Annotated in this window: 8 protein-coding genes and 2 pseudogenes; 3 read left to right on the forward strand and 7 right to left on the reverse strand. The window is 54.5% G+C overall.

Going from position 1 to position 11,036, the window contains the following annotated elements; genetic code table 11:
- Positions 1 to 592: 592 nt before the first annotated feature.
- The 6 genes from Q0711_RS11390 to sufB all read right to left on the reverse strand — a co-directional run bounded on the left by Q0711_RS11390 (position 593) and on the right by sufB (position 8,173).
- A complete protein-coding gene (locus tag Q0711_RS11390; RefSeq protein WP_299042633.1) occupies positions 593 to 2,359 on the reverse strand; it encodes an ABC transporter ATP-binding protein in 1,767 nt (588 codons plus the stop codon).
- A gap of 122 nt (positions 2,360 to 2,481) precedes the next feature.
- The gene (locus Q0711_RS11395) at positions 2,482 to 3,711 is read right to left on the reverse strand and encodes an S-layer homology domain-containing protein (RefSeq protein ID WP_299042636.1); all 1,230 of its coding nucleotides are present in this window, start codon (positions 3,709 to 3,711) and stop codon (positions 2,482 to 2,484) included.
- A 246-nt stretch (positions 3,712 to 3,957) separates the two neighbouring features.
- Complete coding sequence (sufD, locus tag Q0711_RS11400) at positions 3,958 to 5,253, reverse strand: Fe-S cluster assembly protein SufD (RefSeq protein ID WP_299042639.1); 1,296 nt, start codon at positions 5,251 to 5,253, stop codon at positions 3,958 to 3,960.
- Positions 5,254 to 5,267: 14 nt separating this feature from the next.
- Positions 5,268 to 6,059: a Fe-S cluster assembly ATPase SufC gene (gene sufC / locus Q0711_RS11405; protein ID WP_299042640.1), complete on the reverse strand. Its 792-nt coding sequence runs from the start codon at positions 6,057 to 6,059 to the stop codon at positions 5,268 to 5,270.
- 84 nt (positions 6,060 to 6,143) lie between these two features.
- On the reverse strand, positions 6,144 to 6,548 hold the full coding sequence (gene mscL / locus Q0711_RS11410) for a large-conductance mechanosensitive channel protein MscL (RefSeq protein ID WP_299042643.1): 405 nt from the start codon (positions 6,546 to 6,548) through the stop codon (positions 6,144 to 6,146).
- 188 nt (positions 6,549 to 6,736) lie between these two features.
- Positions 6,737 to 8,173 carry a Fe-S cluster assembly protein SufB gene (gene sufB / locus Q0711_RS11415; RefSeq protein ID WP_299042646.1) on the reverse strand — a complete coding sequence of 479 codons (1,437 nt, stop codon included), beginning with the start codon at positions 8,171 to 8,173 and terminating at the stop codon, positions 6,737 to 6,739.
- Between the two features lie 168 nt (positions 8,174 to 8,341).
- Between sufB and sufR the strand changes: the two genes are divergently transcribed.
- Positions 8,342 to 9,010 (forward strand): iron-sulfur cluster biosynthesis transcriptional regulator SufR, encoded by a 669-nt coding sequence (gene sufR, locus Q0711_RS11420; protein WP_299042649.1) that lies wholly within the window; start codon positions 8,342 to 8,344, stop codon positions 9,008 to 9,010.
- Positions 9,011 to 9,378: 368 nt separating this feature from the next.
- Entirely contained in the window at positions 9,379 to 10,449 is a 1,071-nt protein-coding gene (locus Q0711_RS11425; protein ID WP_299042652.1) for a 3-deoxy-7-phosphoheptulonate synthase, read from the forward strand.
- On the opposite strand, the pseudogene Q0711_RS11430 reads toward Q0711_RS11425, so the two are convergent.
- A pseudogene (locus Q0711_RS11430) lies at positions 10,432 to 10,512 on the reverse strand (IS200/IS605 family transposase); the annotation flags it as partial. The gene Q0711_RS11425 and the pseudogene Q0711_RS11430 overlap by 18 nt on opposite strands.
- Before the next feature lie 20 nt (positions 10,513 to 10,532).
- On the opposite strand from Q0711_RS11430, the pseudogene Q0711_RS11435 reads away from it, so the two are divergent.
- Positions 10,533 to 11,036 (forward strand): annotated as a pseudogene (locus tag Q0711_RS11435) (transposase); the annotation flags it as partial.

The raw sequence follows: 11,036 nt of genomic DNA on the forward strand, positions 1-11,036 counted from the left end.
GGCTCTCTGGCAGAGAAGGGAGATAGGCTACTTGGTTGAACCACAACATCAGCAGGGGATTGGTTGAGGATGCTAGAAACATCGGAGCCGCCCTTGCTTTTGAGAACTTGACAGGCATTCGAGAGAGCCTAAACAAGAAACGCAGAAAGTGTCGGGTAATTTACAATTGAAAACCCAAAAAGTGTTCGCTACGCTCTTCGCTAGCTCAAAATCGGCAACAGGGAACAGGTGCAAAGTCTGTCCTGTGCAGCTGTGAGTAGACCCCAAAACTTGTCTCAACTCTCCACAACAGAGGAGTTCAGACCGCTATCAGACCGTTATGGTTGTCGACGCTTGGGCGAATACCTTCAGGCTGCTGGATTGGTGAGCGCTGCAGAACTGGAAAAGGCCCTACAGATCCAGAAGCAAAGTGGCCTCTGCTGGGGAGAAACCCTCGTCTAGCAAGGGCTGATCTGGCCTAGCACCACCCATTACTTCGCTCACATCTTTACGCGAGGCCAACAAAGCCCAACAAACTGAGTACTTTTCTCGGCAGAACTCTAGCTTTTTGAGCACTGTACCTGTTGCTTTGCATAGAAGCGGTTCTCAGCCTTCAAACCAGTACTTCCTCCAGCTTCTGCTTGGCCCAAAGGGAGGCATAGAGGCCCCTTTCATCCGCCAGCAGCTCGGCATGGGATCCCCTCTGCACGATCCGTCCTCCTTCCATGACCAGGATCTGATCGGCTTCTGTAACAGCCGTCAGGCGATGGGCAATGAAAAGGACCGTCTTCTGGGCAGTAGTGCGGCGGAGGTGGGAGAGAATCGATTGGGCTGTTTGGTTGTCAACGCTAGATAGAGAATCGTCCAAAATCAAAATGGGTGCATCCACCAGCAAGGCTCGCGCCAAGGCCACCCGCTGCCGCTGCCCACCCGAAAGAGTAATGCCGCGCTCCCCGACCAGCGTGTCGTAGCCCTTGGGAAAATTGAGGATCTCGGGGTGAATGTGGGCAGCTTTGGCCGCCAGCTCTACCTCCCAATCTTCTGCTTCTGGCTTGCCGTAGCGGATGTTGTCGCGGACGGTGGCGCTAAACAGAAAGCTCTCCTGGGGTACATAAGCAATGGCGCGGCGCAGGGAGACCAACTGCATCCGGGTGATGTCGATCCCATCCAAAAACAGTTGCCCCGGCTGAATTTCCAACAGACGGGGTAGGGCATTGGCCAAGGTGGATTTGCCGGCGCCAATGGGCCCCACCACGGCTACCATTTGCCCTGGCTCAATGCAAAACTCCAGGTGATCCAGGGTTGGCTGAGGGGATCCCGGAAATTGGAAACTGAGGCTGCGGGCTTCAATCCGTCCTTGCACCTGTTCTAGCGGCAGCGCCACAGCTGTCGGCGCATCTTGAATCGTGGGCTTAACCCTGAGCAGGGCATCGATCCGCTCCAGGCTCACTTGCCCCCGTTGGTAAGCCGTGATGGTAAAACCCAGCAAAGCGGTCGGAAACACCAGCCGCTCCACGTAGAGGGTAAGGGCAGAAAAGTCACCGATTGTCAGGACACCGGCAGCAATTTGTGGTCCCCCCACCGCCAACAGCAGCAACAAACTAAGGCTGACCAGAGCCACCAAAGAGGGAAACAACAGGTTACGGGTCAGGGCTAGGTGCAAGTTGGCCTGTAACAGCTGTTGGTTTTGCCGACGAAACGCCGCTTGTTCGTGGTGTTCTTGGCCATAGACCTTGATCAGGGTGATGCCGTTCATGTCCTCCTGAATCAGGTCACTCAGCTCTGCCAAGCGCTCTTGCACCTGCAGTTGCTCCTGCTGTAACCGGGCACTGCTGAGCTTCACCAACACCAGCATCACCGGAAACACCGACAGGGCCAGAGTACTGAGGCGAGGCTCGATCCAAAACATGGCCGGCAAGGTGGTGCCATAAGCAAAGAGGGTATTGGCCAAGCTGAGCAGAGCAAACCCCAGCAGGCGACGGATATTTTCTACATCGCTGGTTATCCGTGTGAGGATATCGCCTAGGGTCTGTTGGGCAAAGTAGGAAGGCTGCAACGTCAGCAAATGCTCAAAGATGGCTTGCTTGAGGTGAAACTCCACCTGGCGTCCTACCCCAAACATCCACACCCGCGAAGCGATGCGGATCCCCATCATCAGGCTGGAGACGACCAACACGGTGAGGGCATAGAGCAAAATCCGCCGCGGCTGCAAAGTTGCCAGGTTCTGGCTCAGGTCGTCAATCACCAGCTTGACGTACCAGGGTAAGAATACCCCTAGGCCGTTGACCAGCAGCAGGGATCCAATCCCCAGCGCCACTTGCCGCCAGTAGGGGCGCAGGTAATGAGCCAATTGCTGCAGATGGGATCCCGACTTGGCCACTCACTTGCTCCTTGTGTCCTTCCTCACTTTAGCGCCGGGCTGGATCCCCCTGGTAGGGATAGAGCGACTGATTTACTTACTATTGCTCCCCTCTTTTTGGGTCAAAGGAGTTCAAAGTCAGCCTAGGGTCGGGTCAGGGCCAGATCCTGAGTCAGGCGCAGCTCGATCACCTGATTGGGATCCACCACCACCACCTGTGGAGCGGTCACGTTGCCGATCACCGCACCGGCAGCCCCTGCCGCCAAGACTTCTTCGGTGGCAATGGCGTTATCTCCGGTCACCAAGCCAAGAATCGCTCCGGCTGCCGCACCGATGGCCGCATCCTGGAGAATCTTGCCAGAGGTGGTGTAGCGGGGATCCTTCACGTCATGAATCACATCGGATTGAGCGGCCAAGGGAAACAGCTGATTGTTGACGATCACACTTTCGGCCACAAAGCGGGTTCCCCCCGGAGCCGGTTCAAAGCGGCCATCCACCCGTGAGCCATAGGGCACCACAATCTCTCCTTGAGCGTTGCGGATGGGGTTGCTGACGATCAAAGAAAGGGGACGGGTTTCGTTGGGGGCGATGTAGAGACGCTCATTGAAGGTGCTGGTGGTTTGCATCAGGGTGCCCGCCGCCACGGTAGAAAGGCGCAGGTTAAAGCCCGCCTGGGGGGCAGAGTTGTAGGGGTTAAAGCTGCCCGGATTTTGCGCCACCAGGGATCCCCGATTAACCAGGGCTTGGTAGGTAAAGGCGGCCACCTCCGCTCGGGTTGCAGGGCGGTTGGGTTCCAGGAGCATCGGGTCAGGATAGTTGACAATCAAGCCCGCCCGATGGGCAGCGGCAATTTGGGACACGGCCCAGCCGGGAATGGCAGCAGCATCCCGGTAGCGGCTGAAGAGATCGCCCGGTTGTGCGGCCGGAATGGCCCCGGTGTTGCCAAGGGCGTTGGTAAGAATCACCAGAGACTCGGTGCGGGTCACCGGCTGCTCAGGGCGGTAGGTGCCATCGGGAAAACCGGCGATCAAATTATTGGCGGCGGCGGTGGAAATGGCATAGGCAGCCCAGTGGTTAGGGGGCACATCCCGAAAGCCGATGTAGGTACCACTGGTGTTGCTGAGGCGAAAGGCTGTATTGACAATGGTGGCAAATTGGGCGCGGGTCACCGGCTCGTTGGGGCGAAAGGTGCCATCCGGAAACCCGTTCAACACCCCCTGGGAGGAGAGTGCCTGAATGTAGCTCTGGGCCCAGTGGCCTGCGGTATCCCGGAAGGGGGCGGCCATGACCACCTGACAGTGAATGCCGAGCATAGCCCCAGACAGGGCTAACCCTGTCCAAGCTGCACGTGGGGTAAAAAGAGAGGAAAACATTGTTCATTCACCAGCTTCTTGTAATACTATTGCCTGGCTATTGCCTGGGTAAAGGCTACTCTTATTCTGGCAATTTCCTCAGTGAAGACAATGTCTCAAACCCTTATTCCACAGTAATTTGAGTCTTTCTAACCCAAGATTTGCAGCAAGACGCAACCTGATTATCTGCACAAGGAAAGCCACAAATCCCTAACTTGCCAGGTCAGGAAGCTCTTGCAAGTAACAACCGTTTCGGGGAATATCTCCCTAGGCAAATGGGTTCAATTGCGGCAACTTTTGAGAGAGAGTCGCTAAGGGGATCCCGGCCAAAACTTCCGCCGCAAAGGCATAGGTGAGCAGTTGTCGAGCTTGTGCTTGAGGAATGCCCCGGCTTTGCAGATAAAAGATCTCCTCGGTTTCCAATTGGCTGACCGTGGCCCCATGGGTACACTTGACGTTGTCGGCAAAGATCTCCAGCTGCGGTTGCGTATCTACCCGTGCCTTGGGGGAAAGCAGCAAATTGCGATTGGACTGGGCAGCATCCGTCAGCTGGGCCGCCTGACACACCAACACCCGACCCCGGAATACAGCATGGGCAGACCCATCCACGATGCACTTGTGCAGTTGGCGGCTGCTGCCATGGGGAACTTGGTGCACCAGACGGGAGTAGGTGTCGCTCTGCTGGGATCCACCCAAGAGGGTCAACCCCTTTAGGTCCGTATGGGCCTGGGATCCGATTTGGGTAATTTCTAGGTTGTGGCGAGAAAACTGGCATCCCCACTGCAGAGCCTGCTGCCGGTAGTGGCTATCGCGGCTCTGGCGAACAGCCGTTTTGCCGATCTGAAAGGCGGTGGATCCCTGTCTTTGCAGAATGATGTGATGCAAGTGAGCGTTGTCGGCTAGGTGGATCTCGGTCACCGCGTTGGTGAAGGGGATCCCCGACCCCAGCGACACATAATCTTCGATCAGGGTCAACCGGCTATGGGCTTCCAGGAACAACAGGCAACGGGGCTGGACCAAAATCGGCTGTGCCTCCGAGGCAAAACTGAGATACAGTAGCTGCAAGGGCGGCCCATCCTGCCAGCCTTTGGGCACTCGAATACAGGCCACATCCCCCAAGTGAGCCGTATTGAGAGTGGTAAAGACATCTTCGCTGGCAAGGGTTTGCAACTGAGCTGTCAACCAACTGGCATCCGCCTGTGACAGCGGCACCAGCAGCAGAGGTTGCGGCAGGGCACTCAAATTAGAAAGCTGCGGAGCAAAATAGCCATTGACAAAAACGGCACAACTGCCACGGCTTTCCGGCCAAACATAGGGTTCAACCTCAGCGGCACAGACAGAGGTGCTCAGCTCCCGGCCTAACCGAAAATCATGGGCCAGCAGGGGCGAGAGATCGCTGTATTTCCAGTCCTCCTCACGGGTGGTCGGGATCCCCAATTCCGCCAATTGGGCCCGCGCTTGGGCCCTGAGAGAAGAATAGGGATCCGGCAAATCCGGCAGTTGGGCAAGAATATGATCCAGAAACAGGCGGCCAGGGAGCGGTTTTTGCAGGTTGGTGCTCATCAGGTGCTCTCCAACTAGAGTGTCAGGGATGCCGCCGGATCCTGATCGCGAATCCAGTCGTAGCCTCGTTCTTCCAGCTCTAGAGCCAGAGTCTTATCTCCGCTGGTAACAATCCGTCCTGCTTCCATCACATGCACATAATCGGGCGTAACGTAATCCAGCAAGCGCTGGTAGTGGGTAATCAGCAAGATGGCATTGTCAGCCTTGGACAGAGAATTGATGCCATTGGCCACCGTCCGCAGGGCATCGATATCCAAACCCGAGTCCGTTTCATCCAAAATAGCCAGGATTGGCTCCAAGATAGCCATCTGCAAAATCTCATTACGCTTTTTCTCCCCGCCGGAAAATCCCTCATTCACCGACCGTTCCAGAAAGGCGGGATCCATCTTGACAATGCTCAATTTTTCTCGCACGAACTCATCAAAATCAAGAGCATCCAGTTGGGGCAAGCCTCGATGTTGTTGTCGAGCATTGTAGGCAGTGCGCAAAAAATCTACATTACTCACCCCTGGGATTTCAATCGGGTATTGAAAAGCTAGGAACACACCCTTGCGTGCCCGTTCCTCAGGCTCCATCTCCAGCAAATTCTCCCCCAGGTAGATCACCTGCCCACCTGTAACGGTGTAATCCGGATGGCCGGCCAGAATCTTGGAGAAGGTACTTTTTCCAGATCCATTCGGCCCCATGATGGCATGGATCTCACCGGAGCGAATTTCCAGATTCAACCCCCTGAGAATCGGGGTGCCATCAATTTCAGCAGTGAGATCTCGTACAGATAGAATTGGGGAACTGTTCTCACTAATCATAGTTGAACTCTCAGATTGATATTTGGAGTTGGGGGATGTTCCTGAGGGATTTTTTGAACCAAGGGATCCCCACCCGCTTCAGCTTTACCGAGATCCGCGACTGAGAAGATCGCGAATCTCCGTCAGCAACACTACCTCTGGTGGAGGGGGTGAAGGGATAGCAGGCACCTCTTCCTTTTTTCGCTGCATGGAGTTGAAAGCTTTCACCAGCAGAAAGATAGCAAAAGCGATGATTACAAAATCAAGTACTGCCTGCAAAAAGTTACCGTAGTTAATCGTCAGCGGTGCTTCAGGAGTACCACCAATTCTCCAGGCTAGGTCGCGGAAGTTCACCCCACCAATCAGCAAACCTAAAACTGGGGTAAACAGATCAACCACAAAAGAGGAGACTACCCTACCGAAAGCACCGCCAATAACAACTCCAATTGCCAAGTCTAGGACACTCCCTCGGTCAAGAAACGTCTTAAACTCCTGCCAAAAACCACCCATGGCCAGCTCCTCACCCTCAATCGCGGATGTAGCTCCTCAATTGTCTCACCTTTGTTTACAGGCTGATTTAGCTTCTCAAAGATGGGGGAACCTTCACCACCCACTCTCCATCCCTGGGAGAGCAGCCAAGAGCATTTGGCTAGCCCTGTAACTTTGGAGGCACGTTTCCACAGCAGCAAAGACTTTTCTCAACCTACGGATCCCTCTAGCTTCAAGCTAAGTAAGCGATCCGCCTCAACGGCAAACTCCATCGGCAACTGGTTAAACACATCCCTGCAAAAGCCACTGATGATCATGGAAACAGCATCCTCCAGACCAATCCCACGGGACTGGAAGTAGAACAGTTGCTCTTCGCCGATTTTAGAGGTCGAAGCTTCGTGCTCCACCTTGGCGCTGTTGTTTTGCACCTGAATGTAGGGGAAGGTGTTGGCACTGCACTGATCCCCAATCAGCATCGAATCACACTGGGAGAAGTTCCGCGCATTTTCTGCCTTTGGTCCTATTTTCACCAAGCCACGGTAGCTATTTTTAGAGTGTCCCGCCGAAATACCCTTGGAAATAATCCTGCTGCGGGTGTTACGACCAATGTGCACCATTTTGGTGCCAGTATCTGCTTGTTGGTAATTGTTGGTCAGGGCAACGGAATAAAACTCACCAACGGAGTTTTCCCCTACCAACACACAACTGGGATACTTCCAGGTAATAGCGGATCCCGTTTCTACTTGGGTCCAGGAAATCTTGGAGTTCACTCCCTGACAGAGGCCACGCTTGGTTACGAAGTTATAGATACCCCCTCTGCCGTTTTCATCACCGGCATACCAATTCTGCACAGTAGAGTACTTAATTTCAGCATTGTCCAAAGCAATCAATTCTACTACAGCAGCATGGAGCTGGTTGGTATCGAACATAGGGGCAGTACACCCCTCCAGGTAACTGACAGAGGAGCCCTCATCGGCAATGATTAAGGTACGCTCAAACTGGCCCGACTCACCATTGTTGATGCGGAAATAGGTAGACAATTCCATCGGACACTGGACCCCTTTGGGAATATATACAAAGGAGCCATCGCTAAATACCGCCGAGTTCAAAGCAGCAAAGTAGTTATCGGAAATCGGAACCACACTGCCCATGTATTTTTGCACCAGCTCGGGGTACTCCCTAATGGCTTCAGACATCGAGCAGAAAATCACCCCCACTTTGGCCAGTTTTTCCCGAAAGGTGGTGGCTACTGAAACACTATCAAAAATGGCATCCACTGCTACGTTGCTCAGCCGCTTTTGCTCCGACAAAGGGATCCCCAATTTCTCAAAGGTCTCCAGCAAAACCGGATCCACCTCATCCAAGCTCTTTTTCTTCTCCTTCAGCTTGGGAGCAGAGTAATAGACGATGTCTTGATAGTTGATGGGCGGATAGGTAACATTCGGCCAAGTGGGCTCGTTCATCTTTAACCACTGCCGGTAGGCGCGCAGGCGAAAGTCCAGCATAAAATCTGGCTCACCCTTTTTGGCCCAGATCAGCCGAATCACTTCCTCATTGAGCCCCTTACCAATCGAATCAGAGGCAATGTCGGTAACAAACCCGTACTTGTAAGGCTGATTAACCAGGGTGCGGACACTAGTAGACATGGATTTTGACTCTTAAAGGGCGACAGAGAAAGGTGCGACGAGGCTACACGGCAGATTAAAACAACAGGGTTGTTGTTTAACTCATCCTCAGGTTACTTTAGAAATGATCCTGTTGTCAAAGTAGGCAGGGCTGTCCTGAGGGTGGCAAGCCATTAGCTAGGGGGGAAGGTGAACAGCACGCACAAGACAACTCAGCAGACTTCCAGCAAGCAGGCTATCCTGATTTATCTGCGCAAAGCGGGCCATGCCAATGCCCAGATGCTGGCGGAACACCTGCAGATTTCTCCCCAGGCAATTCGACGCCACCTGAAAGATTTGGAGACCGAAGGGTTAATTGCTCACATCCCTCAGCAAAACGGACTGGGGCGCCCACAATACCTGTACCAACTCAGTCCACAGGGGGAAGAGCAGTTTCCTGACAGCTACGATGAGTTTGCCCTTGGTCTCCTCAAAACCTTGGCAGAAACGGTGGGATCCGAACAGATGGGATCCATTTTGCAGCAGCAGTGGCAGCGCAAGGCTCAGGAGTACCGCTCTCGAATAGGCTCGGGATCCCTGCGGGAACGAGTCGAGCGCCTGGTGGAGTTACGCCAGTCGGAAGGGTACATGGCCGAGTATTACCCTTGCTTGACTGAACAGTCAGAGCAATACATTTTAGTTGAGCACAACTGCGCCATTGCTCAGGTGGCGCAAACCTTTCCCAGTGTCTGTGGATATGAGTTGGAAATGTTTGCCCTGGCTCTACCTGATTGCCGCGTGGAGCGCATCAACTGGCAGGTGAAGGGTGAACATCAGTGTGGCTATCGAATTGCCAAGCCCTTTTTGGATCCAACTTAAGCTTGAGATACCCTGACCCGCCGCCACATCATCACCATTTCTAGGCAGCATAGGCAGAGCCCTGCCGAAATCTGGGTTGAGCTGGCATTTTTGGGGCAGGATTTAACCTTCTCTTGGGTGTAAGTCTGAGTCTTTTTCGGGTATAATCACGCCGTAGAGATTTTCGGTTCTCCCTCCTCATGTCGTTGCGTGCTGCTTACTTTGGCTACTTTACCTTCCCCTGGCAGAGTCCAGGGCAGGTGGGTGGCGCGTAAACGATAGCCAAAGTTTACCTAAGTCAGTCCCGAAGCCCTGAGCCTGGTGCCAGGGCTTTTTTGATGGTCTGATTCCTGCTCCATTCATCCATGCTCTTCATGAAGGACAAATCCATGCTCCCCAAAACCGACAACTGCAATATCCAAGAGGTGACACCTCTGGTCGCCCCTAGCCTGGTCAAGTCGGAGTTCCCCCTCACAGAAACGGCAGCCAAAGTCGTGCTCTCTACCCGGCAAGCCATCCGCGATATTATTCATGGACGGGATCCCCATCGCTTGGTGGTGATTGTCGGCCCCTGCTCCATTCATGATCCGGACGCAGCCCTGGAGTATGCCCATCGTCTCAAGCAGGTTGCGGATCAAACCCAGGAGCACCTGGTGATTGTGATGCGCACCTACTTCGAGAAACCCCGCACCACCGTGGGGTGGAAGGGCTTGATTAACGATCCCCACCTAGATGGCTCCTGCGATATTGCCACCGGCTTGAGACTGGCCCGTTCGATTCTGCTGCGGGTGAATGAGATTGGCCTGGCCTGTGCCACCGAGATGTTGGATCCAGTTACTCCTCAATACACCGCCGATTTGGTCAGTTGGGCAGCTATCGGCGCTAGAACGATTGAAAGCCAAACCCATCGGGAAATGGCTAGCGGCCTCTCTATGCCCGTCGGCTTCAAAAATGGTACGGATGGTCGCCTGCAGATTGCCCTGAATGCCATTCTTTCTGCCAGCCACCCCCACAGTTTTCTCGGGATCGGACAGGATGGCATGACTGCCCTGATTAAAACCACGGGCAACCCGGATCGGCACATCGTTTTGCGGGGGGGAGGGGGCAAAACCAACTACAGCCCGGAAGATGTAGCCCGTGCTGCTCTCCTGATGAAGGATCAAGGGATCCCGCGCTCCGTGATGGTGGACTGTTCTCACGACAACTCCCACAAAGACTACCGCAACCAGGGATCCGTCTGTCGGGAGGTGCTGCGGCAGTATCAAGCCGGTCAGCGGGCCTTAATGGGAGTGATGCTGGAGAGTAATCTCAACCCCGGCAAGCAAACCTGGTGTGAAGGGGCTCCCTTGAAACATGGCGTGTCTATTACCGATGGTTGTATCGGTTGGGCCGAAACCGAAGATCTGCTCCGGGAGATGGCAGCCACGGTGGCAGGGGGAAGTTTAGCCATGACAGCTTGAAGCAAAGTAGGCCGGCGACCACAGCACGCCTTTCCAGTAACGCTTTTGGATATCGGGCCGCTCACCAAGTGGCGAACAGCACCGATACCCAGTGGCTGGCGGAGGCGCCGGTGCATCCGCTGTAACAGGCGCTCAAAGACCTGGAGCAGGCCTACAGTGACTTCTTCGCCAAGCGGGCCAACTGCCCACGGCCCACGTTTCAAGAAGAAAGGCCGGTCCGACAGCTTCCGCTATCCCGATCCAAATCCAAAACAGAGCAAACTCGACCAAACCAACAGCCGTCTGTTCCTGCCCAAGCTCGGCTGGATACGCCACCGCAACAGCCGCGAGGTATTGGGTGTGGTGAAGAACGTCACCGTGCGCCAATCGTGTGGCAAGTGGTTTGTGAGCATCCAGACCGAGCGCGAGGTTGAGCCGCTCATTTTGCAAGGCGGCGCAGTCGGTATCAACATGGGTGTCAAACGGTTCGCAACACTCTCAGACGGCTCGTTTATCAAGCCGCTCCACAGCTTCAGGCAGCACGAAGCACGCTTGCACAGAGGGCAGCAGGCGATGAGCCGCAAAGTGAAGTTCACCAACAACTGGAG

Source organism: uncultured Thermosynechococcus sp. (genome assembly GCF_937958135.1).
Classification (GTDB): domain Bacteria; phylum Cyanobacteriota; class Cyanobacteriia; order Thermosynechococcales; family Thermosynechococcaceae; genus Thermosynechococcus.